Annotated in this window: 18 protein-coding genes; 9 read left to right on the top strand and 9 right to left on the bottom strand. The window is 66.0% G+C overall.

What is annotated here, in order from left to right; translation table 11 throughout:
• Nucleotides 1-19: 19 nt before the first annotated feature.
• The 3 genes from ACPDIX_RS06265 to ACPDIX_RS06275 all read right to left on the bottom strand — a co-directional run bounded on the left by ACPDIX_RS06265 (nucleotide 20) and on the right by ACPDIX_RS06275 (nucleotide 5,263).
• Nucleotides 20-1,597, bottom strand: a complete 1,578-nt coding sequence (locus ACPDIX_RS06265; protein WP_423430920.1) for a tail fiber domain-containing protein — start codon at nucleotides 1,595-1,597, stop codon at nucleotides 20-22.
• 51 nt (nucleotides 1,598-1,648) lie between these two features.
• Nucleotides 1,649-3,412 (bottom strand): hypothetical protein, encoded by a 1,764-nt coding sequence (locus ACPDIX_RS06270; RefSeq protein ID WP_423430921.1) that lies wholly within the window; start codon nucleotides 3,410-3,412, stop codon nucleotides 1,649-1,651.
• 129 nt (nucleotides 3,413-3,541) lie between these two features.
• A complete protein-coding gene (locus ACPDIX_RS06275; RefSeq protein WP_423430922.1) occupies nucleotides 3,542-5,263 on the bottom strand; it encodes a Kelch repeat-containing protein in 1,722 nt (573 codons plus the stop codon).
• 1,422 nt (nucleotides 5,264-6,685) lie between these two features.
• Between ACPDIX_RS06275 and rpmB the strand changes: the two genes are divergently transcribed.
• From rpmB to ACPDIX_RS06295, 4 genes are all read left to right on the top strand, one after another.
• Nucleotides 6,686-6,952, top strand: coding sequence for a 50S ribosomal protein L28 (gene rpmB, locus ACPDIX_RS06280; protein WP_423430923.1), 267 nt, complete (start codon nucleotides 6,686-6,688; stop codon nucleotides 6,950-6,952).
• Nucleotides 6,953-7,111: 159 nt separating this feature from the next.
• On the top strand, nucleotides 7,112-7,909 hold the full coding sequence (locus ACPDIX_RS06285; RefSeq protein WP_423430924.1) for a dihydroorotate dehydrogenase electron transfer subunit: 798 nt from the start codon (nucleotides 7,112-7,114) through the stop codon (nucleotides 7,907-7,909).
• Nucleotides 7,906-8,946 (top strand): dihydroorotate dehydrogenase, encoded by a 1,041-nt coding sequence (locus ACPDIX_RS06290; RefSeq protein WP_423430925.1) that lies wholly within the window; start codon nucleotides 7,906-7,908, stop codon nucleotides 8,944-8,946. The genes ACPDIX_RS06285 and ACPDIX_RS06290 overlap by 4 nt, the downstream gene beginning before the upstream one ends.
• A gap of 181 nt (nucleotides 8,947-9,127) precedes the next feature.
• Nucleotides 9,128-10,534: a cytosine permease gene (locus tag ACPDIX_RS06295; protein WP_423430926.1), complete on the top strand. Its 1,407-nt coding sequence runs from the start codon at nucleotides 9,128-9,130 to the stop codon at nucleotides 10,532-10,534.
• Between the two features lie 62 nt (nucleotides 10,535-10,596).
• On the opposite strand, the gene ACPDIX_RS06300 is transcribed toward ACPDIX_RS06295, so the two are convergent.
• The 6 genes from ACPDIX_RS06300 to ACPDIX_RS06325 form a co-directional block, all read right to left on the bottom strand.
• Entirely contained in the window at nucleotides 10,597-11,160 is a 564-nt protein-coding gene (locus tag ACPDIX_RS06300) for a dihydrofolate reductase (protein ID WP_423430927.1), read from the bottom strand.
• Between the two features lie 18 nt (nucleotides 11,161-11,178).
• On the bottom strand, nucleotides 11,179-12,444 hold the full coding sequence (locus ACPDIX_RS06305; RefSeq protein ID WP_423430928.1) for an aminotransferase class V-fold PLP-dependent enzyme: 1,266 nt from the start codon (nucleotides 12,442-12,444) through the stop codon (nucleotides 11,179-11,181).
• 13 nt (nucleotides 12,445-12,457) lie between these two features.
• Nucleotides 12,458-13,252: a thymidylate synthase gene (locus tag ACPDIX_RS06310; protein ID WP_423430929.1), complete on the bottom strand. Its 795-nt coding sequence runs from the start codon at nucleotides 13,250-13,252 to the stop codon at nucleotides 12,458-12,460.
• A 97-nt stretch (nucleotides 13,253-13,349) separates the two neighbouring features.
• On the bottom strand, nucleotides 13,350-16,310 hold the full coding sequence (gene uvrA, locus ACPDIX_RS06315; RefSeq protein WP_423430930.1) for an excinuclease ABC subunit UvrA: 2,961 nt from the start codon (nucleotides 16,308-16,310) through the stop codon (nucleotides 13,350-13,352).
• Between the two features lie 200 nt (nucleotides 16,311-16,510).
• Complete coding sequence (locus tag ACPDIX_RS06320; protein ID WP_423430931.1) at nucleotides 16,511-17,152, bottom strand: sigma-70 family RNA polymerase sigma factor; 642 nt, start codon at nucleotides 17,150-17,152, stop codon at nucleotides 16,511-16,513.
• Between the two features lie 118 nt (nucleotides 17,153-17,270).
• Complete coding sequence (locus ACPDIX_RS06325; RefSeq protein WP_423430932.1) at nucleotides 17,271-17,633, bottom strand: hypothetical protein; 363 nt, start codon at nucleotides 17,631-17,633, stop codon at nucleotides 17,271-17,273.
• Between the two features lie 168 nt (nucleotides 17,634-17,801).
• On the opposite strand from ACPDIX_RS06325, the gene ACPDIX_RS06330 reads away from it, so the two are divergent.
• The 5 genes from ACPDIX_RS06330 to ACPDIX_RS06350 all read left to right on the top strand — a co-directional run bounded on the left by ACPDIX_RS06330 (nucleotide 17,802) and on the right by ACPDIX_RS06350 (nucleotide 23,979).
• Nucleotides 17,802-20,681, top strand: a complete 2,880-nt coding sequence (locus tag ACPDIX_RS06330; RefSeq protein WP_423430933.1) for an amidohydrolase family protein — start codon at nucleotides 17,802-17,804, stop codon at nucleotides 20,679-20,681.
• Entirely contained in the window at nucleotides 20,678-22,069 is a 1,392-nt protein-coding gene (locus ACPDIX_RS06335) for an amidohydrolase family protein (protein ID WP_423430934.1), read from the top strand. Before ACPDIX_RS06330 ends, ACPDIX_RS06335 begins: the two co-directional genes overlap by 4 nt.
• A gap of 309 nt (nucleotides 22,070-22,378) precedes the next feature.
• Entirely contained in the window at nucleotides 22,379-22,825 is a 447-nt protein-coding gene (gene fliW, locus ACPDIX_RS06340; RefSeq protein ID WP_423430935.1) for a flagellar assembly protein FliW, read from the top strand.
• A gap of 21 nt (nucleotides 22,826-22,846) precedes the next feature.
• On the top strand, nucleotides 22,847-23,179 hold the full coding sequence (gene csrA / locus ACPDIX_RS06345; RefSeq protein ID WP_423430936.1) for a carbon storage regulator CsrA: 333 nt from the start codon (nucleotides 22,847-22,849) through the stop codon (nucleotides 23,177-23,179).
• Entirely contained in the window at nucleotides 23,176-23,979 is an 804-nt protein-coding gene (locus ACPDIX_RS06350) for a flagellin (protein ID WP_423430937.1), read from the top strand. Before csrA ends, ACPDIX_RS06350 begins: the two co-directional genes overlap by 4 nt.
• Nucleotides 23,980-24,075 lie beyond the last annotated feature (96 nt).

Consider the following 24,075-nt stretch of genomic DNA (forward strand, 5'->3'; position numbering starts at 1 on the left):
GTCCAACTGCGGGGCGTTGTCAATCCTTGTGGGACGTCAGGGCAACGGCTGCGTCGGGCGCCGTCTTGGGGCCGGGCAACACATCGGAAAGCGCGCGCAGCTTCTGTTCAAGGGAGTCCACCCGCGATTGGAGTTCCTGCAGGCGGACGTGCTGCGCCTCCAAGAGGGCGTTTTGTTGTTGGCGTGCCGCCCTCAATTCGGCCAGTTCGCGGGCCTGGTCTTTTACGATCTCGTTGAGGTAGAGACAGATTTTGTCGTAACGGATGGCGTCGGGTTGACCTTGGTTGTCATAGACGACGAGATTGGTGAGGCCGAGTTCGTGCAGGTCTTCGGCGATGTAACCGATGTCCTGCTGTCCCGGCTGGCCGATGTAACTGAATTGCACCGGCTGCGCCTGGAGGATCAGCTGGAACTTGTCCAAGAGGGCCGAGACGTTGGTTTTGTACCGACGGGAGGACGATGATTTCAGGACTCGTCCGCTGTTTTCTATAACCAGGGTAGTTCCAGAACCAGACGAAATGTTGGGCATGTACAATTGACCGTTCAACCCCACGGTTCCCTGGGAGTCCACGGTGAATTTTTCCTGCCAGTTGGCCGGCGACAAGGTGAAGTCAGGTCCCACGCCGGCTGTGACGCCGATGACGAACTTGTCCAGTGCGCCGCCTCCTCCGGGGTCATCCCCGATGTTGACCCTGAGTTCGGTGCGGTTCTCTGCGGCGTTGAATCGGGCGATCCACAGAGGGTCGGAGTTGTCATTGCTCCAACCTTGCGAAAGGTCAGGGCCGCCCGAGAAGATTAAAGCAGACCCGTAGCCCGGGGCCCCGATGAGAAAGTTTCCGATCTGCCCCACACGCAAGGTCCCGTTGACCTGGACATTCTGGGCGAAGTTGTTGTGCTGGTCGCGGCGGGCCACGTTGTCGGAGAGACGTCCATCGGGCACTGTGCCGGTGGAGAGATTGTTGGCATTCAGGTCCGTCAGGCCGGCGCCGTTGCCGAACAGGCTGTTGGCCGTGATGCTGCCGTTCACCACGAGGGAGTTGCCCACGCCGGCGGTCGCGAGCGGCTGGCCGTTGACGTCGACCAGGCTGTTGGCATAGCGGGCCAGATAGGCATACGGGCCCGGGAGGAGTCGGAGCCGGGGAAGGATGTTGAGGGGCTGGCCGTTGACGGTGACGGTGATGTCCAGATAGCGTTCGGAGGATCCCACGGCCAGGGGACTCCCGCCGAAGATGTCAGAGAGGCTGGGACGGCTTTCGCCCTGGACTTCTGTGCCTTCGCCCAAGAGCACACTGAAGTTGCCCTTGTCGATCGTCACAATTTGTTGTTCGGACCAGAGCCGGTTGCCGCCGGTGGCCTGGTCGTAGATGCGGAAGATGACCGGGTAATTGGCCGGATTGTTCGGTGCCAGCGGGGCTCCATTGGCATCCACGAGGTACCCTTGGTAGCTCATGACGTCGGGCGGTTTGGTCTCGGCTGCCCGGAGTGTCAGGGAGGGTGGAACAAGGATGAACCCCGTCAACAGAAGCCCGGCGCAGAGGGTCCGGGTGCGGGGCCGGGCACGATGCGGATGGTTGCGAGCGGTGATTCGAGTATTCATGGTTCGGGACGGTTGGATGGGTTGAATGGAGGTTGTTCCAAGTATGATTGTTTACTGGGTGGTGAGCGTTTCGATGTCGCTGATCCGGGTGAGTTCGAATGTGCCGCGCACCTCGAAGGTGCGGCTTTCGGGTTGTGGCCGGCCGGGCTTGGTCCGACCGGTCAGGGTGATGAATTCGACATATTGGCCCCCGACCGTGTTGTGGCCGCGGGTCAGGTTGTCGAAATCGTCGGCGGGCGGTTGCGGTGTGAGGATGATCTCGCGGCGAAGGTCGTAGGACTCCTCGCCCCGGGGCAACCTTTGATCAAAAGTGGCGTTGAGATTGTCGTGGTCGGGATGGTAGGTGTGAAGGAACGGGTTGGCCGCGTCGTCGTAGGAGACGGTCACGACGATGCTGGCGGACTGGCCGGCCTGAAGGGCACCGGTCCCGTTCCAAGGGGCGTTGGCCGCGGACCAGGGGAGGTGAACGGCGCTGATCCTGCGCGCGTCGGCGAGTCGTGCGGGGTCCAGGAGCTCCTCGCGGGTGGTGAGACCCATGGTGCCGTCGGGTTTGGGACCCACGAACACGCGCTGGAGCAGTCGGACTCGGGTGCCGTCGGCGTCGGTGTGGAGGATGAGGCGGAGCGGATAGGGTCGGCCCACGGTCCCGAGATCCTGTTTGACGCCCTCGATTTCGTAGCGGCCATCCGGCTGCAGGACGGGTGTGCCGTCGGGGCCGCGCCGGTATTGTGTGAGGTAGTGACGCACGTGTGTGACAGCGGCCGCGCCGACCCACAGTCCGGCGCGAGAAGTCACGCTGGCACTCAAAGGCAGTTCCACCCGGCTGAGTCCGCGGTGGTCGGTCAGCACCAGGACGGCTGCGTACAAGGTGCCTGCGGGGCCTGTCATGGCTGTGCGGTTGATGCCCAGGACGATTTCAACGCTTGAGCCCGGCTGACCTGCGGGCTGAAGGGTCCACGACTGCGGCTCTGCCAAGTTGGTATAGCCGTAGGTCAGGTTGGTGGGATTGCGGTCTCCGCGCACCAGGACGGGGGGTGAACCGGCGATGGCGGGCTGGCCAGGGGGAGGGGCTTCGGAGGCCAGCATGGCCAGCGTGACGGTCAGTGGGGCGGTGGTGAGATTGCGAAGCCTGATGCTGGTGGCGCTGGAGTCGTCGGAGAAATCCAAGGGGGTGCCGGGTGCCAACTCGACGGAGAAAGGTCCGAAGTACCGGTTGTACAGTTCGCCGGCTCGCATCCAAAAGGCTTCTCCGCGTCGGACCGGGGTGCTGTTGAGACTGAAAACCGGGGTGGGATTGGCCGGGCCGAGCGGACCGCCGATGTAACGGAAGAGTTCAAGCTGGTTGAGCAGCTCCGGTGCCGGACGCAAGAAAGATTCGAAAGTTGGAGGTGTGGACGGTGGGGTGGCAAACCCGAGGAGATTCAACCCGGTGGTCGTCCAGGTGTAGCGGGGCGGCAGGGGTCTGCCCTTCACCTGCCAACGAAAAGTGGGGACGTCGCTACGAATCCGTACCAGATAGGCCCGATTACCTTCCAGTCGTGTGAGCACCGAGTCCGCGCCCTGTCCGCGCACCCAACTGCTCCAAGGCGATCCGGTGTCCGCAGGAACGGCCGGTGACTGGGTGAACCGGGAGGCGGGCACCTCGGGCTGCCACTGCCAGATTTCCAGGATCGGTTGGTGGCCCGGTTCTGCCATGAGGTCGTCCAGGTTCGTGTAAGACGCGTCAACGTGTAGGAAGACGGCGTTCCAGCCTGCCACCAGGTCGAACGATTGGGTGACCCACTGGGCTTGGAGGCACGGCTTGAAAGCGGTCAAAAGTGTCAGGGCCAGCAGACCCGGGACGGTCCGGATCGGGGACGAGCGGGCACGCCGGTTTGCGGTCTGCGGGGAGGGAACCTGCCACGATGATGGCATCGGCGATGGTGAGTGCATGGGGGCGGCTTTTCAGTTTTTTACATAGAGGTGGAGAGCCGGACGGGGATCCAGACGATACAAGGCGGCCAGCGTAACCGTTCCGACCCGGCCTCCGAAGTGCAGCACTTCGGTGCCCGTCCAAACAGCCGTGGCCTCGCTTCGTGCGGGCGGATTCCCGCTTGTGGTGAGCGTCCGCCAGGTCTGCCGAACGGGATCGAAAGCATGGGGAGACGGGGACGAGCCGTCGCCGCCGATGCCTCCGAGGATGAGCATCTCGCGACCGGTCCAGATGGCATTGTGCAACTGACGTGCGGCGGGTGCCTGTTGGGACGGCAGGGGGGTCCAACTGTCTGCGGCCGGGTCGTAAAGGGCGCCGTCCGTTCGAAGACCTCCGTCGCTTCCACCGCCCCAGATAATGACGAACCGGCCGGTCCACACGGCACTGTGTCCGGTGCGGGCCGACGGCGCATTGGTGGAGGAAACGGGCTCCCAACCGACCGGATTGCCTGCGGCGTCGAAACGGAGCCGCGCACCGGAATTGAGCTTTCCCTGCAGGCCTTGGCCGCCCCAGACGACCAGGGTGTCGCCGGCCCAGACTCCCGCTGCGCCCGTGCGGGGCTCGGGGGCTTGCTGGCTGGGTAACGGCGTCCACTGATCGCGCGTCGGGTCGTAGAGCGCCCCGTCGTTCAAGAGGCCGGTGAAGTTTCGACCGCCCCACACCAGGACGTGACGCCCCGTCCAGACCATGACGTGGCCATCTCGGCCGGACGGAGCTCCCAGGGTCGAGACGGGGGACCACGTCGGGGAGTCCGGAGCAAGACGGCCGCCGGTTTCGAGGTAGCGGCCCTGACCGGTCCCGCCCCAGACGATCATCTCGTTTCCGGTCCAAACCGCACCATGGCCTGTGCGTGGCGACGGGGCGTCTGCCAGGGGCATGGGGGACCAGGTATCGGACCCGGGGCGATAGAAGGCTCCGCTGGCGGTGGTCAGGGCAGGATCCGCGAGTGTCCCACCCCAGATCCACATTTCGGTGCCGGTCCATACGGCGGTGTGTCCGTGTCGGGGAAGGGGCTCGTCGGCCGTGGAGCCCGCTGTCCAGCCCGGGGCGGGCAGACTCATGGCCAATCGGAACCCTTGCTGCAGCAGGGTCGGATCATCCGGCACAGAAGAGAGGACAGGCACTCCGGGCGGAAGGCCGGTTGTGATGGCTGCTGCCATAGCCTCGTGCCGGTTGGAGAGTGCATGAAGTTCGCTGGCAAGGGCCGCCAGTTGTTGTTGGAGGGGGTTGAGGACCTCGGGAGCGAGTTTGGCTGCGGTTATGGTGGCGTCGGGGACGGTTGCTGCCGCGGAGGCATAGGCCGGGGCCGGGACGCGGAGATCGGGTTCGAGGCGTTCGAAACCCTGGTTGCCGTCGTTGAACCAGATGCGAAGGACCAAGTTGGGCCTCGCCAGCGCCGTTTCATCCAAGGGGGCCATGTTGGTGAGACTCGTGTCTCCCAAGAACACTGTATAAAGTCCGCGACGCACGGGGATGAGGACAGCGCGGTCGGGCTCGCCATTGGCATCCGAGTCGGGCGAGTTCTGCCAAAGTGTTTGTCCCCCGGCCGGGTCGAGCAGGGCGAACTTGAACTGTCCCTCTCCATCGAAATACCCCTCGGTTGTGGAGATTCGGCCTTGGTGCGGGAGCACGGTCGAGCCGAGCGCGAATGGGATCCAGAGGAACCAGACCATCCGGTATGCACTGCGGACCATTTGCCGGGCAGCACAAGGGATATGGGGGAAGTCTGGACGCATACCGATGAGTATTTGCTCGAGGAGCCTTGCACATTTTCTGGCCCTGTCAAGGGCAAAATTTGACCAATCAATCGGCACTCTTTCGGGATGGATCCGATGGGGGACGTGCCTCAACGGGGTGGATGGGGTGGGGAATGCACGACACAAGGAGATCTGTTTGTCTGGTGCTTGGTCCGACCTCGCGGGCTTCTGTCCGGGCTGATGCCGCGCGCCGGCCCAAGGTGCGTTCCAACCAGGTCCCAACCGATGACCGCCAAGGCCGAAGAAGTCGGGATTCCTTTGTGGTGCCGTGTACCCTGCTTCCTGTGGCATGACAAGGCTGTTGAAGCTGTTACCGGCTTGGGTCCGTCGAGTGCCTCCGTCAACGATCCCTCAGCGAAGCTGCAGCCATGGCGTTCTGCGGTGACATTCGCCGGATTGCCGACCTTCGTGAGTCTGGAAAAGCCGCGGTGGTGGTGCGGGCGACCTCCGGACTCATGGAGATGTGGCCTCCTCTGCTGCGGAGGTGATTCGGACCGACCTTGCGGCTGGGTTCACGGCGGGTGTGGGCCCTCTGGGGCAATGCTGAGGCGGCGGGTTGTCCCGGGTTCGTGGTGGGGCACACGCTTGCGTGCTCCACCCTTGGGGCTGGGAGAGGCCCTTGCGGGATGGGGAGATCCAACCTGCTGAGACCCTTCCGGAGCCGCGGATGGCGCCGAGACTCGAAGAGCTCTGGGACTGAATGCAAGGACGGTGCCCGGTTGTCCCGGCAATTTGCGCGCACCGGTGCCTCCTGCTGAGGCGGCGTTTGCGCTGCGAGCGCCGGCGCAGAGCGACCAAGCCCTCCATGGAAGGAGGGATCTGCCTGGGTACAGGGTGCACCGGGCGTCGAGGCTCGGAAGGGTTCGTCGGTGTTGCGGGTGTGGGCGCCCCCAAGGGCCTTGGCCGGTTTGAAGTGACCGGGTGGCCGAGTGCTGCCGGTTATTGTTGTGCACGCGGTGTTTCTGGCCGGGCGGGCTCACCCTTCGGTTGCCTTTGCCAGTGCAGGCTCGGAACCGCGCGCCGAGAGGTGCAGGTGGACTCTCCCGGGGGACAAGCGGTGGCCGGCCAGCCGGGCTTCTGGCGTAAACCGCTCCGGTGCTGGTGGGTGGTTTCGCACCGACTGGCCGGTTTCTGGTCCGCTTACAGCGCCCCCAGGGTTCTCGGCGCGCTCTCGGGTCGGGTGGCCAGTTCGGGCCGGGTATGGTGATCGGGCAGCCGGGTTTCGTCGCAATGGGCGTGACGATCTGGTTGGGCTTTCCCGGGCCGTGAAATTGTCGCTTGCGGCGGCGGCGTCCGAAGCTAGAATGTGCCACTCCGGAGTCGGGCTAGGGACTCCGGAGTGGGCTGGAGGACTTTGTTATGGCTCGGATTTGTCAATTGACAGGCAAACGGCCCCGCAAGGGCAGCATCATCTGGCGGAGTGGCAAGGCCAAGAAGGCGGGCGGTATTGGCACGCACGTGACGGCCATCACCAAGCGGCGGTTTTTCCCGAACCTGCAGCGGGTGAAGGCGGTGGTCAACGGGCGGGTCCGGTACATTCGCGTGGCTGCCAGTGCGATCAAGAAGGGGTTGGTGGTCAAACCGCCCAAGAGGAACTGGAAGAAGCCGGAGGCGGCTGCGAGTTGAGGGTTCTGCCGGGGCGGGCCGGTCGCTCCGGATAGAAAAGCTCTTTGGGTTCATGGAGGGGCGAAGTCGTGCGGCTTCGCCCCTTGTTTTGTGCGGGATGCGGCGTTTGGGGGGGGCGGCCGTGGCGGGTCACGTTGACAAGCCGGGCGCCGGCGTCCCATGTTGCGCGCGGTCATGGTGGATGAATCGGTGGAGGTTGTGGAGAACCGGCCGGCGGCCGGCTCGTATCATTTGCTGACGTTGCGGGCGGCCGGGATTGCGCCGGCCGCGCAACCGGGCCAGTTCGTGCATCTTCGGATTCCCTGCTGCGGGGGCGCGCTGTTGCGCCGGCCTTTCAGCATTTACCGGGTTCGGGGGCAGACCCTTTCGATCCTGTACAAGGTGGTGGGTCAGGGAACGGCGGCTTTGGCGCGGGCGCGTGCGGGGGACCGGATGGACGCGTTGGGTCCGTTGGGGCACGGATTCAGCCTGCCCGGCAGGGATGAGCAACCGTTGCTGGTGGCCGGGGGATACGGGGTGGCGGCGTTGTACCTGCTGGCCGAGCGGTCGCCGGTGCGCGGGGTCCTGTTCCAGGGAGGTCGGAGCCGGCAGGACATTCTTTGCGAGGAGGAATTCCGCGCACTGGGCTGGGAGGTGCACGTGGCCACGGAGGATGGCAGCCGGGGTGTGCGCGGTCTCGTGACAGAGCCGCTCCGGCGGGAGCTGGAACGCGGAGGGCAGGGACGGAAACTGTACGCTTGCGGGCCGACCGGCATGTTGCGTGCGGTGGGACGGCTGGCGGAGGAGTTCGGTCTGCCGGCGGAACTTTCGCTGGACGAGCACATGTGCTGTGGCGTGGGGGTTTGTCTGACCTGCGTGGTGCCGGTTCGGACGGAGACGGGTTGGGAGTATCAGCGCGCCTGCACGGAAGGACCGGTGTTCGACTCGCGGGTGCTGTTGTGGGAGGTGCCGGAATGAACCTGTCGGTGCAGATTGGGGCGCTGCGGCTGCAGAATCCGGTGACGGTGGCCTCGGGCACGTTCGGCTACGGGGTGGAATATGCGCGGCTGCTGGACCTGAACCGTCTGGGCGCGGTGACGGTGAAGGGGATCTGTTTGCGGCCGGTGCGGGGCAATCCGACGCCGCGAACGGCCGAGGTGACCAGCGGACTGTTGAATGCCATCGGGCTGCAGGGCCCCGGGGTGGACGGATTCATTCGCCGGTACTGGCCCTTTCTGCGGCAGTTGCGGGTGCCGACGATCATCAACATCTGGGGGACGACCATCGAGGAGTACGCCGAGGTGGCGCGCCGGTTCGACGAGCTGGAGGGTGTGGGCGCGTTGGAGCTGAACGTGTCGTGCCCGAACATCAAGGAGGGAGGGGCACAATTCGGGACAGACTGCCGGTTGTTGGGGCGGGTGGTCGCGGCGTGCCGGAAGGCCACCCGATTGCCGTTGATCACGAAGCTGAGTCCCAATGTGACGAGCATCGTCCCGTATGCGCGTGTGGCCGAGCAGGAGGGGAGTGACGCGTTGTCCATCATGAACAGTTATCCGGCGCTGGCCATTGACATCGAGACGCGGCGGCCGCGCCTGGCCAACGGGATTGGTGGTTTGACCGGGCCGTGCATCAAACCGATTGCGGTGAAGCTGGTGTACGATGCGGCCTGTGTGGTGCGGATTCCGATCATCGGCATGGGCGGCATCCAGAGCGCGGCGGATGCGGTGGAGTTTCTGCTGGCGGGTGCCACGGCGGTGGCGGTGGGGACGGCCAATTTTTACGCGCCGCGCACGGCGTTGGAGGTGGTGGAAGGTCTGCAGGCCTACATGGCCCGACACGGGATTGCGGATGTTCGGGAACTGATCGGGCGGGTTGAAATGCCCGGTGGACGCGGTCCGACCGCGGGCGGGTCGGAAGAAGCCGGTCTGGGACGGGGCGGCATGTCCCCTTCGGATCCATGGGTCACTCGGAGACAGGGCGCTGCGGGGAGCCCCGGGGGTACATCTTCCGATTGACAGGTTCCGGGGGTTTTCATTAGAAAAGGCGCACGGGCGCGGGGTACCCCTGAGGCCGCTCCGCGCGCGGTCGGAAGCGCAATTCCATGGAACCGACCATCGGCATTCGTCAACCCGGGCGACCCGTGTTGCGGCGGGGGACGGTTGCCGGATCAGGTTCTTCAACCCAACGACCGGTGTCATGAATGCAACCACTCCTCAACCTGCCACTTCACTGCCGAGTTACATCACCAGTGCGACGCCGAATCCGCAGGAGAAACGGGCTCCCTGGTACAAGAACACCGCGCCGACTTATGCGGGGATTTTCCTGTGGTTCGTGTTCTGGGACCCGGTGACCAACGGCGGGCAGGCATTGTCGGCGGGCCTGGGCGTGGCGCTGCTGGGGCTGCTGTTGTCGGCGCTGGCGTGTCATTATCTGTTCTATCTGGTGCCGGGTTTGTTCGGCATGCGCACGGGTCTGCCGCTTTACATTGTGGGCACCTCGACGTTCGGTGCGCAGGGCGGGTTCATCATGCCGGGCTTCCTGATGGGCGTGCTGCAGTTCGGGTGGTTGGGCGTGAACGCGTTCTTCTCCTCGATGCTGTTGTACAACACGTTTGCGGGCGCCTCGCTGGCGGCCGACTCGGCCTATCCGGTGCCGGGCCATGCGATCCTGGTGGTGATCTGGGCGGCCCTGGCGGCCTTCATGGGGTTGAAGGGGATCCAGTACGTGGCGAAGGTGGCGACCTATCTGCCGCTGTTGCCGCTGGCGATCCTGTTGATCCTGTTCGTCAAGACCGTGGGTGGCGTGGGGAACTTTGATCCGCAGGTGCTGGTGGCCTCCGGCAAGGTGGCCCAGCCGCTGAGTGCCGGGGCGGTCATTGCCCTGATGCTGACGTATGTGGTGGGATTCTTCGCAACGGCCGGCGCGGCGGGTGTGGACTTCGGTTTGAACAACCGTGACAAGAAGGACGTGCAGTGGGGCGGGTTGATCGGCATCGGATTGGCAATCCTGTTGACCGCGGGCCTGAGCCTGCTGATCGTGGCAGGTGCGTACGGGAAGGCCGGGAGCAACCTGCCGGAGGGTGTGACGGCCACGAGTCTGATGGTGAGCGTGGTCGGGGAGAAGGCGGCCAAGTTGTTCTGGCTGTTGCTTGCGTTGGCGGCGTTTCCGCCGGCCTGTTTCTCCTCGTTCATTGCGGCCAACAGCTTCAAAACCACGCTGCCGAACGTGAATCCGTTCGTCTCGGTGGGAATTGGCACCGTGGTGAGCATCGTGCTGGCGCTGTTCGGGTGGGCCGGCAAACTGGTGACCGTGTTCACCATCATCGGGGCCTCCTTCGGGCCGATCTGCGGTGCGATGGTGGCGGATTATCTGCTGAATGGCGGGCGCTGGACCGGGCCGCGGGCCGGCTTCAACCCGGCCGGATGGCTGGCGTGGGCGCTGGGTTTCATCGTCGGAATTCTGCCGAATTTGGGCGTGGCGGTGCCGGCGGCGCCCGTGCTGGCGTTTGTGGTGGGATTGGTGGTGTATGCGGCGGCTTCCAAGGCCGGGCTGCAATCGCCGGTGGTGCCGCTGAGCGGGCCGCTGGCCGAGGCCACGAAGTGACGTTCCACTTGTGACGTTTACCCGCCGCCGGGCCTGTCGGGGTTCGGCGGCGGTTTTGCATGTCAGACCGGTGGGCCTCCGGAGGTCGGGGTTGCCGGAGGGTCTGCTCCCTGCGCAGCCGGGTGCTGCGCCGGTGATCGCTGGCGGAAGTGAAGGATGCGGAATTCCGGCGTGGCCAGGATTTCCTTCACCAGTTCGAACCGGTCTTCGAACGGGGGAAAGGATGCGTCGCCCGGCACTTCCCTTTGGACCAGCGTGAGGTAGAGGTCCGAACACCACGGGAGCGCCTGGCGGTAGATTTCGGCACCTCCGCAAATGAAGGTGCGGCGGCCGGCGGCGATGGTTCGCACCTGATCCCAATCGTGCGCCACGTGTACGCCCGGCCAGTGGAAAGACCGGCGTGTCAGCACGATGGTCACGCGACCCGGCAGCGGCCGGCCGATGGATTCGAACGTGCGCCGGCCCATCACGAGGACATGGCCCATGGTGGTTTGCCGGAACCAGCGGAAGTCCTCGGGCAGGTGCCAGGGAAGCCGGCCCTGGCAACCGATGACGCGGTTGAGGGCCATGGCGGCGATGGCTTCGAACGGCCGGTCGGGCGGGGTCTGGTCGGCGCGTGCGCGCATGGCGGGCTGGGAGGGGCTTCAGGATGGACAAGCGTTTTCCCTCCATTCGCGGAGGGCGGCGAGGAGCCGGTGGCCATCTTCGGGCGTGTTGTAAAGGTGGAGGGAAACACGGAGAACGCGGGCGGGTGGTTGCGGCCAGGGAAAGACCGGCACCTCGATGCGGTGGCGTTGCCAGAGGTGGTCGCGCAGCGGGTCCAGGCCGTTTCGGATCCGGCCGATCTCGCCCTGCCGGTCTGGTGGAAGGGGGATTGCGGCCATGGCAGCGAGCATGGAGTCGGGCGCGGGTGGCGGGATTTCGAACAGCTCGCACAATCGGTTGCGGATCTCCAGGGCGAGTGTGCGGTTGCGTTGTTGAATGGCCGGCCAGCCGCCGGGCAGGAGGGAGCCGACCTGGCGGATGGCTTCGGGCACACAGAGCCACGCCGTGGGATCCATGGTGCCCATCCAGGCAAACTCCAGGAGGTAGCGGGACCGGTCGGTGCGCGTGCTGTTGGCGCCGTGGCTGGTGATCAACGGCTGCACGCGGGCTTGGAAGTCGGGTCGCACATGCAGGAAGGCGGCTCCTTTGGGGGCGCAGAGCCATTTGTGGCAGTTGCCGGCATAGCCGAGGCAATCGAGTGCGTCCAGCCGGGTGGGGATCAGACCCGGTGCGTGGGCTCCGTCCACGATGACCTCCACGCCGCGCCGGCGCAGTTCCGGAATGAGCGTTTCCAAGGGGAACACGAGTCCGGTGGGGCTGGTGACGTGATCGAGCAGCGCCAGCCGGGTGCGTTCCGTGACGGCTGCCAGGATGCATTCCACCGCCGTTTGCGGCCGGGGCAAGGGAAACGGGATGGAAGCCACGCGGACCCGTGCGTTGCGTTCGGCGGCCGTGCGATCGACGGCGTTCCGGCAGGCGTTGTATGCGTGGTTGGTGACGAGGATCTCGTCATCCGGCCGGAGGGGGAAGGCACGCAGCAGGATGTTGATCCCCTCGGTGGTGTTGCGGAGGAAGACGAGGTTTTCGGCCCGGGCGCCCAGGAAGCGGGCCAGGTCGGTTCGCGCCCCGTCCCACAGTGCCTCGTATTCGTCCACGAAGAATCGGACCGGCTGTCGCTCGATCCGGAGTTGGAGGTTGTGCTGGTGTTCCAGCACCGGGCGGGGGCAACTGCCGAAGGCGCCGTGATTGAGGAAGGTGACGCCGGGCTCCAGGGCCCAAAAATCCGGCCCGCCGATGGGATCGGGGGTGGACGACGGGGTGGCGGTGCGGGCTGCGGAAGCCGTACTGGGGTTTGCGTGGTGCATGAGTATTGCAGTGCTAGACGGCCACGGGTGCCTTGATGGCGGGCCAGGGGTCGTAACCGATGAGTTGGATGTCCTCGTAACGAAAGTCCTCGAGCCGGCGGATGGCCGGGTTGAGTCGGACGGTGGGCAGGGGACGCGGCTGCCGGGAGAGCTGGAGCCGGGCTTGTTCGATGTGGTTGGCGTAGAGGTGGAGATCGCCGAAGGTGTGGATGAACTCGCCCGGTTGCAGGTCGCAGACCTGGGCGATCATGAGGGTGAGCAGGCTGTAGCTGGCGATGTTGAAGGGCACGCCGAGGAAGGCGTCGGCGCTGCGTTGATAGAGCTGGCAGCTGAGGCGGCCCTCGGAAACGTAGAACTGGAAGAGGGTGTGACAGGGCGGCAGGGCCATCTGGTCCAGCTCGCCCGGGTTCCACGCGGTGACGATGAGGCGGCGACTGTCGGGGTTGTGCCGGATCTCCTCCATGACGCGTGCCAGTTGGTCAATGGAACGGCCGTCGGCGGTGCGCCAGTCGCGCCATTGGGCGCCGTAGATGCGGCCCAGGCTGCCGTCGGGGCCGGCCCATTCGTCCCAGATGGTCACGCCGTGTTCCCGGAGCCAGCGGGCGTTGGTGTCGCCGCGGATGAACCAGAGCAGTTCGTAGACGACGCTTTTCCAGTGGATTTTCTTGGTGGTGACGAGGGGAAAACCGGCGTTGAGATCGAATCGCATCTGGTAGCCGAAGACGGAAAAGGTGCCGGTGCCGGTTCGGTCGTTTTTGAACCGGCCGTGATCGAGGATGTGTTGCAACAGCTCGTGATACTGTTTCATGTGCGCCGGAGGGATGTTGGCTCCGATGGTGCGGCTGGGAAAGGTCTCTGTTTGCGGGTTGGCGCCGGTGCGGGGGAGGGGTTGGGTTGCCGGGGGCTCAGGTGGATGGCCCGGCCGGTTGCAGGAGCGGTCGGAGGAACCGTCCGGTGTGGCTTTGCGGGCAGTTGGCCACGGTTTCGGGCGGGCCTTCGGCCACGATTCGGCCGCCGCCCTCGCCGCCTTCGGGGCCCAGGTCGAGGATCCAATCGGCGGATTTGATGACGTCGAGGTTGTGTTCGATGACGATGAGGGTGTTGCCGGCGTCGCGAAGTTTGAAGAGGACTTCGAGCAGTTTGGCGACGTCATGGAAATGGAGGCCCGTGGTGGGCTCGTCCAGGATGTAGAGGGTGCGGCCGGTGGAGCGGCGGGCGAGTTCGGCGGCCAGTTTGACGCGCTGGGCTTCGCCGCCGCTGAGGGTGGTGGCGGGTTGGCCGAGTTGCAGGTAGCCGAGGCCGACCTGAGCAAGGGTGAGGCAGGCTTCGTGGATGGAAGGGATGGCGCGGAAGAAGGTGACGGCCTCGTCCACTGTCATGGCCAGGACATCGGCGATGTTCCGGCCCTTGTAGGTGATCTCGAGGGTTTCGCGGTTGTAGCGTTTGCCGCCGCAGGCTTCGCAGGTGACGTAGACCGGCGGGAGGAACTGCATTTCGATGGCCAGGACGCCGTCACCCTGGCATTTCTCGCAGCGGCCGCCGCGGAGGTTGAAGCTGAACCGGCCGGGACCGTAGCCGCGGACGCGTGCGGCGGGCAGGCGTGCGAAGAGCTCGCGGATTTCGTTGAAGATGCCGGTGTAGGTGGCCGGGTTGCTGCGCGGGGTGCGGCCGATGGGGGATTGATCAATGACGATGACCTTTTCGAGGCGTTCGTATCCGCGGATTTCGCGGTGGGGTCCCGGGGTGTCTTTGGCACCGTAGAACCGCCGCATGAGGGCACGGCGCAGGACGTCGTCCACGAGGGTGCTTTTGCCGGAACCGCTCACGCCGGTGACGCAGGTGAACAGGCCGATGGGGAAGCGGGCGTGGATGTTCTTGAGGTTGTTGGCGGTGGCGCCGAGGACCTCGATCCAACCGCGGTGGGGATCGGGCTGGAGGCGGCTTTTGGGCACGGGGATGGAGAGTTCGCCCCTGAGATAACGGGCGGTGAGGGAACGCGGGTGTTGCAGGACCTCTTCGAGAGTGCCGGCGGCCACGACCTCGCCCCCGTGCACGCCGGCGCCGGGGCCCATGTCGATGATGTAATCGGCGCGCCGGATGGTGTCGGCGTCGTGCTCCACGACGATGACGGAGTTGCCGAGGTCGCGGAGCCGTTCGAGGGTGTGGAGGAGTTTTTCGTTGTCGCGCGGGTGCAGGCCGATGCTGGGTTCGTCGAGGATGTAGAGCACGCCGACCAGGCCGGCGCCGATCTGGGTGGCCAGGCGGATGCGCTGGGCTTCGCCGCCGCTGAGGGTGCCGCTTTCGCGGTCCAGTGTGAGGTAGCCCAGTCCGACATTGCGCAGGAACTCGAGGCGGGAGCGGATGGCGCGGACGATTTCGCCTGCGATTTTCCACTGGAACTCGGTCAGTTGGAGTGCGGCCAGGAAGGATTCGGCCTGGTCCACGGTGAGGGCGCAGAAGTCCATGATCGAGAGGCCCGGGATTTCGGGGCCATGGGGCCCGATTCGGGTTCGGCGTTCGGGCCGGCCGTCGGTGAGGGTGACGGCGAGGATTTCCGGTTTGAGGCGTTTGCCCATGCAGGTTGGGCAGGTTTTGGGGCTCATGAAGGCTTTGAGGCGGTTGCGTGTGGTCTCGCTTCCGCTTTCGGCGTAGAGGCGTTGGAGCTGGGGCAGGACGCCCTCGAAGGGTTTGCGGACGACCTGGGTCGAGTCGCCACGCGTGAAGTGGAATTCGATGAGTTCCGAGCCGGATCCGTGGAGGAGGATGCGCCGGAAGGATTCGGGCAGGTCCTTGTAGGGCGTGTCGAGGCTCAGGCCGAAGTGGGCGGCCAGGTCGCGGAGGACGGTGCGGTAATGCTGCACCATGCGTTTGTCGCCGCGACGCCAGGGTTGAATGGCGCCCTGCTCGAGCGATTTGTCGGGATCGGGGACGACGAGCCCTTCGTCGAAGACCATGACCTGACCGAGCCCGTGACAGACGGGGCAGGCGCCATCGGGTGCGTTGAACGAGAAGTGCTTGGGAGTGAGCGGTTCGTAGCTCTTGCCGGTGGCGGGTGAGAAACGCCGGTTGGAGTGGATGGTTTCGATCCAGCCGTCTGCGCTGCTGGTGCCGGTGAGGGCGGCGGTGGGTGAAGGGGGCGGTTGGTGGAGCGTGAGGATCTGGCCGTCCCCCCAGCGCAGGGCGGTTTCCACGGAATCCTGCAGGCGCACGCGGACCTTGTCGTCCACGAGGAGCCGGTCCACGACGACCTCGATGGTGTGGGTTTGTCCGGGGTCCAGACGGATCCGGTGCTGGGGATCGCCGATTTCGACGATCTGACCGTCCACGCGTGCACGGACGAAACCTTCGCGGGCGAGCCGTTCGAGCACGTCACGGAACTCGCCCTTTTGCTGGCGGACCACCGGTGCGAGCACCTGCAGGCGCGTGCCGCGGGGCAGGGCCAGCAGCCGGTCCACGATGTCGCTGGTGGTCTGGGTCACGATGGGGCCGCCGGTTTCCGGGCAGTGAGGGTTGCCCACGTGAGCGTAGAGGAGGCGGAGATAGTCGTAGATCTCGGTGGTGGTGGCGATGATGGACCGGGGGTTGCCACCGGAGCTGCGCTGTTCGATGGCGATGGCGGGCGAGAGACCTTCGATGTAGTCCACGTCCGGTTTTTGGAGCTGGCCGAGGAACTGCCGCGCGTAGGTGGAGAGGCTTTCGACGTACTTGCGCTGGCCTTCGGCGTAAAGGGTGTCGAACGCCAGCGACGATTTGCCGCTGCCGCTCAGTCCGGTGATGACCACCAGCCGGTCGCGCGGGATTTCCAGGGTCAGGTTCTTGAGATTGTGTTCCCGTGCGCCGCCGATACGGATGAACTTCTCCGCCATGCTGTTCGAATCCCTGGTTTGTGCGAAACCGGCAGCTTACGGCTGGGACGGCGGGATGGAAAGTCCGGATGCCGGGCCGGGGTTGGCACGATGCGGGGAGGTTGCGTGCCGGCGGAGCCACTGCCGGGAAACGGCGGATCGCACGACTGATGCGTCCGCCCGGAGAGGGTCAACCGGCCGGCCGGGGGCGGAGGGTGCGATCAGGTTTCGTGACGGTGAGGTTCGAGCCGGCGGGCGGGGTCACCCAGTGCGCGCGTGAGTTGTTCGCGGAGTTGAAGGCGGGCGCGAAGGAGCCGGACCTTGACGTTGGTTTCGGACAGGCCGAGCAACTCCGCGGTTTCACGGACCGAGAGGCCCTCGACGTCGCGCAGCAGAAACACCAGCCGGTATTTTTCGTCGAGGTTGGCCAGGGCTTCCTCGAGTAATTGCCGCACCTCGCCGCGGTGGACCAGCTCTTCGGGGCCGGCCCGCCAGTCGGCGATGTACTCGGGGTGAGGAATCTCGCCGGTTTCGGGGTCGGGGTCGGTGGCCTGGTCGAGGGAGACGGTGTCCAGGCCCCTGCGTTTGCGCAGGATTTTAAGTGCGGCGTGGGTGGCGATGCGGTCGAGCCAGGTGGCGAAGCTGGCTTCTTCGCGGAAGTCATGGAGATGTTCGAGGGCGCTGAGGAAGGCCTGTTGGGTGACGTCCTGGGCGTCGTGTTCGTTCTGGGTGATGCGGCGGGCCAGGGTGTAAATCCTGCGTTCGTGGCGGCTTGCCAGTTCTTCGAAAGCGCCGAGGTCACCCTGTTTGGCCCGATGGACCAACTGGGCGTCGGTGAGAGGTGTGGGGGCCGGTTCCGCCATGCAGGGCGTCAGCATGTCAGGCGGGGCATGGGGGCACAAGGCGGTTCATCCCCGGGCCGTGGCCGGCGTTTGCGTGGGGGCGTGGGCCGGTTGTCGGTGCTCAAGCGGGCCGGCTCGGTCAGCGCAGGTAGGTTTTCCATTCCTTGAGCCGGCCGTCGGGGGCGAAGACCAGCCGCAGCCAGGCGTCCGGGGAGGAGGTTTCGACATAGGTGGGGAAGGCCCAGCCGTGCCAATACGGGTACCAGCCGGCGGAGGTGTAGAGGCGGTTGCGGCCGGGGCGGGTGAGCCATTCGGCCACGAGGGTGCCGTCCTGTAATTTGGCCTGTTTATCCGGCGGGCCCAGTTCCACGACGGCCTGGTCGAAGGTGTAGTGTCCGACGCGCTCGGCCCAGTTGATCTTGTTGGTGGCGCAACCGCACCACCAGAGGCTCAGGCACAGGAGGATCAACCCGGTGCGGAACAGATGTGCTGCCTTGCTCACGGGAGAAATCTAGGCGCGGGCCGCTGGAAGGCAAGGGGAGAGCCGTAGGGGATGCGTTCAGGTTGGGTCCGCGCGAGGGCGCGTTCATGGCCTCGGTCCGACCCGGGTTCGGGAAGGGCGGGACGGCGCTTGTCGGGGGAACGATCGGATTCTAAGGTTCGGCCTGTCATGTGCGGGCAAGTGCGATGTGCCTGGGGCCGCCCGATTGCGTGTTGGCTCGGGGTGTGGGTGATGGGAACGGCCTGTGCGGTGGAGATCGCTCCGCCTGGTCTTCCGCCTTCACCGCCGGAATGGCGCGCGCTGGTGGGCGGCCGGGTGGTGGTGCGACCGGGGGAGGTGTTGGAGTCGGGCACGATACTGGTTCGGGAGGACCGGATCGCCGCAGTTGGCACGAATGTGGCGCTGCCGCCGGGGGCGGAAGTCTGGCGGATGGACGGGCTGACGATCTATCCGGGGTTCATCGAGCCGTATTTTGTGTCTTCTCGTACGAATCGTCCGGTGGATACCCGCATGGTACAACCGGTGGATGCGTCGGTGGCGGGGGCGATGGGCTACCAGTTTTTGGGTGCCTCTGGCCAGGGGGGCGGTCGGGGTCGGCAAGCGCCCGGACATGCCGTGGCGGGAGTGACGCCCGAGAGGCGTGCGGTGGAAGGATTGGATGCGGCGGATCCCGGGTGGGCGGCGTTGCGCGAGCTCGGGTTTTCCGCTGCGGTGCTGGTGCCGCCTGAGGGGATCTTCCGGGGGCGAAGTGCCCTGGTCCTGTTGGGTGAAGAGGATCCAAATCGGCGGGTGTTGCGGCCCGATGTGTTTCAGTACGTGGCGTTCGAGCCTGTGGGTGCCCGCGGCCGGCGGTTTCCGGCGTCCTTGATGGGGGTGGTTGCGGTGGTCCGGCAGACCTTGATGGAGGCGGAACATTACCGGCAGGCGCGGGATTGGGTGCGGGCCCACCCGGAAGCGGCAACGGAGCTGGAATACAATCCGGCCTGGGAGGCTCTGGACGGGTTGTGGAGCGGGGAGGTGCGTCTGGTGATCGAGCCGGGCAGCGTGTTGATGATGGATCGGGCGATTCGGTTGGCCGAGGAGTTTGGGTTCGAACCTTTGTTGGTGGCCTGCGGTGAGGAGTGGCGCCGGCCGGACTTGTGGAAAGGGCGGCGCGCGGGATGGATCGTGCCAGTGGACTTCCCGGAGCTGCCCCGGCTGCCGGAGGAAGCGGACTGGGAACAGGTCAGCCTGGACCAGTTGCGTCGGTGGGATTGGGGGCCCGAGAACCCGGCCGTGTTACGCCGGGCGGGCTGCGAGCTGGCGCTGACGACGCATGGGTTGTCGGACCGCAAGGAGTTTCGCGCGAAACTGCTGGAGGCGTTGGACCGGGGATTGGAAGAGGAGGCTGCCCTGGCGGCATTGACGGTGGTACCGGCCCGGTGGTGCGGCGTGGAAAAGTGGCTGGGGACCATCGAAGCAGGCAAGCTGGCCAATTTCACGGTGGTGGCCGGCCGCAGTTATTTCGACCCCGGGGGAAAGGTGCGGCAGGTCTGGGTTCGGGGTCGGGTTTACCGGCAACCTGCGGATTTGGAGTCGGGAGGGGAGGACTCCGGGGAGGTCGGGAGCGCCGGGAAGGAACGGGACCTCTCCCGGCGGGAGGAGGCGCGCAAGGACCGTGCCCGACGCGTGGCTGCGTTGCCGCTGGAGGGAACGGGTCCGTTGCGGGCTCCGCGGGTTCTGAAGGTGGTCAACGCGACGCTCTGGACGTGTGGGCCGGCGGGGGTGATCGAGTCGGGGCAGATGCTGATTCGGGAGGGCCGGATCGTGGCCGTGGGCGCGACGGTTCCGGACGATCCGGCGGCGGAGGTGCTGGATCTGCGGGGCAGGCATGTGAGCCCGGGGTTGATCGATGCCCACAGTCATACCGCCATCCTGGGAGCCGTGAACGAGGCGACGCTGCCGTCAACGGCCATGGTGCGGGTGGAGGATGTGATCAACAGCGAATCGGTGACGTTGCGGGAGCAGCTGGCCGGTGGACTGACCACCTGCCAGTTGCTCCATGGTTCGGCCAATCCCATCGGCGGCCAGAGTTGTGTGATCAAGTTGCGCGTGGGTGCCTCGCCCGAGGCCATGAAGTTCGAGGGCGCACCGCCGGGGATCAAGATGGCCCTGGGCGAGAACGTCAAGCAGTCCAACTGGGGCGACCGTTTCACGAACCGTTTTCCCCAGACGCGAATGGGCGTCCCGGCGTTCATTGCGAACCGGCTGGCGGCGGCGCGGGAATACCGCCTGGCGCAAGAGGAGGCGCGGCGCTCGGGTCGTTTGCCTCCCCGGCCGGACTTGGAATTGGAGGCACTGGCGGAGGTGCTGGAGGGACGGCGTTTGGTCCACTGCCATGCGTATCGGCAGGATGAGATCCTGGCGTTCCTCGAAGTGATGGAGGCTTTTGGGGTGCGGGTGGCATCGTTGGAGCACGGTTTGGAGGGTTACAAAGTGGCCGACGAGATTGCCGCGCACGGGGCGGGTGTGGCGACGTTCGCGGACTGGTGGGCGTACAAATTCGAGGTGTACGACGCCATTCCCTACGCGGGGGCGTTGATGCATAGCCGGGGTGTGACGGTGGCGTTCAAGTCCGATTCGTCCGATCTGGCGCGGCGATTGAACACCGAGGCGGCCAAGGCGGTGAAATACGGAGGGCTGAGCGAAGAGGAGGCGCTGCGGCTGGTGACCTTGCATCCGGCACGGTTGTTGGGGATTGCGGATCGGGTGGGGAGTTTGGAACCGGGCAAGGACGCCGATTTCGCCGTGTGGTCGCGTCCTCCTCTGGATACGCGGGCGGTCTGTTTGCAGACCTGGGTGGATGGACGCCTGTACTTCGATCGGGAAACGGCGCTGCGGCAGGCCGGGCTGCTGCGGGCCGAGCGGGAACGATTGCTCGAGAAGGCGCGGCGGTGGGTACGGGCACAGGGCGGGCGCATGCGCGGTGAAGGGGCCGGAGAAGGGTTCTTCCGCGTCATCCAGGAGGTGACGGATCGGGAAAAGCATTGCGAGGATGTGGAGCCATGATTGGTGCAAGGGCGGCAGAGCGGGTGCGGCAGACGCACCGGGCGGGGCGCGGCCGGACATGGGCCGCATGCGGCGTGGTTGCGGCGTTGGTGACGAGCCGGCCGTGTGCCACGGCTGACTCCGAGACAGCCGGGGGCTTGTTGTTGCGGGGCGCGGTGGTGCATACGGTCACCGGCCCGACGCTGACGCGGGGTGACGTGTGGTTGCGCAACGGACGGGTGGTGGCGGTGGGAGAGCGGGTGGAGGCGCCGGGCGCGCAGGTGGTGGATCTGTCGGGACTTCACCTGTATCCGGCATTGATCGCTTTGAACACCGGGCTGGGGCTGAAGGAGATCGACGCCGTGCGCTCGACGTTGGATCAGACCGAGGTGGGCGCGTACACGCCGGAAGTGGCGTCGTGGGTGGCGGTGAATCCGGACTCCGAGTTGTTGCCGGTGGCGCGGGCGAACGGAATCGGTTTTTTCGAGCCGGTACCGATGGGCGGAGTGGTTTCGGGACGGTCCGGCCTGATGCGACTGGAAGGCTGGGGCGTGCGGGACATGACCGTGCGTGCGCCGCTGGCGTTGCACGTGTTCTGGCCCTCGATGGATTTGGACACGCGCTCGAAGGATGAAGTGCCCGACCCGGCTGCGTGGAAATCCCTCGCTGAGCAGGCCCGGGAACGGACGGGGAGATTGCGTGAGCTGGAGGATTTTTTCCGACAGGCCGGGGCGTACGCGCGCGCCCAGGATCCGAACCGGCCGCCCCGGCCGGCTGCGCCGGGCACGCAACCGATTTGGGAGGCGATGCTCCCGTTCGTTCGGGGCGAACTGCCGGTGGTGGTGCATGCGGACGAGGTGCGGCAGATTCGAGCGGTGCTGGCCTGGGCGGAAACCAATCGCTGGCAGGTGATCCTGGCGGGCGGGCGGGATGCTTGGCGCGAGGCCGGCCGACTGGCGGCGCAGAAGATCCCTGTCATCTACGAGCATGTGTTCACCCGGCCGGAGCGGGATGTGGATCCGTATGATGTGCATTTTCGCGCGCCAGCGGTGTTGCACGAGGCCGGCGTGACCGTGCTGTTCAGTACGGGGGCCGGGGACGCATCGTTGGTGAAGAACCTGCCCTACCACGCCGCCCAGGCGGTGGCTCATGGTTTCCCGCCTGAGACGGCCTTGCGCGCCCTGACCTTGGAAGCCGCGCGTGCGTGCGGACTGGGCGATCGTTTGGGGGCCATCGAACCCGGCCGGGAGGGGACGCTGTTCGCCGCCACCGGGGATATTTTTGACATTCGCACCCAGGTGGTCCGGATGTGGATAGCCGGGCGCGAAGTCGGCCTGGAGAACCGCCACACCCGGTTATACGAGAAGTACCGGCAACGGCCGGTGCGTGCGACGGCTCCTTCGCGGTGACGCCGCCGGCAGTCCCCTCCGTGTGACGGGTTGGGCTACCGGAGCGGGACTGCGTCCGCGTGGGGATGAAGCTCGCCTGTTTCGGAACTTCCGCCCGCGACGCGTGGCGGACCCGTCTGCGGAAAAAATTCACCGGTTGACGGAGCTTTTTGCCGGTTTTCCCCGGCTCTGCGCCCGGCTTGCGCGGGTGAACCCGGGGCGTCGTCAGAATCAAAAAGGGCGGGCACAGCGCCGCGCAAAGGTGGTGTGGAATGCGGATGCGGTGCGTGGAAACGGTCGTGGCACGGCCGTTGCTTCTCCGGGCTCGGCATGACGAACTGCGTGAGTTCACCGGATGCGCGGGCAGCAGGTCCCCGGCCGACCGTGTACACGGTGCGGATGCCGACGGGGTTGCTGGGATTCGAAGCGATTCGTGAGTACACCCTGACGTTTCATCCTGAGGAGGCGCCGTTCGGGTGGTTGGAGGCGCGGGATGGTTCGGGTCTGGCTTTTGTGGTGGTGGATCCGTTTTTGGTGGTGCCGGAGTATCGGCCGGACATCCCGCCACCGGACGTGGCCCTGCTGGGGTTGAAAGGGCCTGAGGACGCGTTGTTGCTGAACATTGTGACCATCCACGGCCCGCAGAAGGCCACGGTGAATTTGAAGGGACCGGTGGTGATCAACCGGCACACCTGGGTGGGCAAGCAGGTGGTGATCGGCAATGCGATCGAGTACTCGGTCCAGCATCCGTTGCCGGTGCCGCAGTCGGGTGATTGAACCCCCCACAGCTTTGTTGCCATGCTGATACTTTCGCGCAAGCCCGGTGAGAGCATCATGATTGACGGGCGCATCCACGTGAAGGTGGTGCGGGTGGAGGGTGAGATCGTGAAGGTGGGGATCGAGGCCCCGGCGGAAGTGCCCGTGCACCGGATGGAGGTGTACCTCGAGATCCAGGGGAGCAACCGCGGTGCGGTGGTGACGCAGAGACCGGCGTTGCCGCGTCTGCCGGTGGTGCGTGCCGATGGTGACCAGACGGCTGTTACGTCAGGCCGGTCGGGCCCGCGAATTGTCATGCGGCCTCCGGCTCAGAAACGTGGCACCAATGCTGCTGTGCAGGAGAACCGGCCATGATCATTCAACCGAACATCACGGATGATGGCGCCGGCCTGCGGGGCGCGAATGCCACCGGCCGGCTGGCCCGGTCGGCGGGCCGCCTGGTACAGGACGTGCAGGCGGCTGGTGCGGCAGAGGTTGCCGCCCGGCGGGACATTTCTGCCGGGCCGGCCGCGCGAGTGCGGCAGGTGCACGTGTTGTCGGACCGCATCAGCGCCGCCGTCACGCGGGTGCGGACGCAGTCGGAGTATCTCGACCGGGCGCACTCCGCCCTGGCGCGAATGACGGAATTGAGCCGGCAGGCGGCGGATCCGGCACTGGCCGGGCCCGACCGCGAGGCGGTGCGGGTGGAATTCGCGGCTCTGGCGCGGACGCTGGGTGAAGTGGCTGCGCAGAGGTTGGATGGCGAGCCCTTGTTTGACGGTTCAGTGCGGGAGGTTCCCGTGGACAGCAGGGGTCGGACCTTGCGCCTGAAGTCGCCGGCCCTGGATCGGGCTGTATACGCCCGGGTGCAGGCGGCCCGGTTGGAGACGCCGGAGGCGGCTGCGGAGGCCGTGAGGCACCTGGAGGCCGCGGTGGGCACGCTGGACGAAGAGCGAGCCGGGGTGGCGGCGGGTCGGGACGCATTGTTGCAGGCGGCCGAAACTTTGCAGGTGGAACGGCAGAATCTGGCGGCCGCAACGGTGCGCCTGCGGGGTGCGGGCGAGGCCGAGGCGGTGGCGCGTCAGGTGAGCGTACGGATTTCGGTGCGGGCCGATGAGGCCCTGCGCGCGCAGGCTCATGCGCAACCCGAACGGGTGCTGGGCCTGCTGTCGTAACGACACCGAACGAGTGTCCAGCGACTTCGTCAGGTCGCCAAAACTGGACGAACCGCTGGCTCCTTCCCCCGGGCGGACCGGGTCCGAGTCCGGGTC

Origin of the sequence: Limisphaera sp. 4302-co, assembly GCF_049537155.1 — a bacterium.
Lineage (GTDB): Bacteria > Verrucomicrobiota > Verrucomicrobiia > Limisphaerales > Limisphaeraceae > Limisphaera.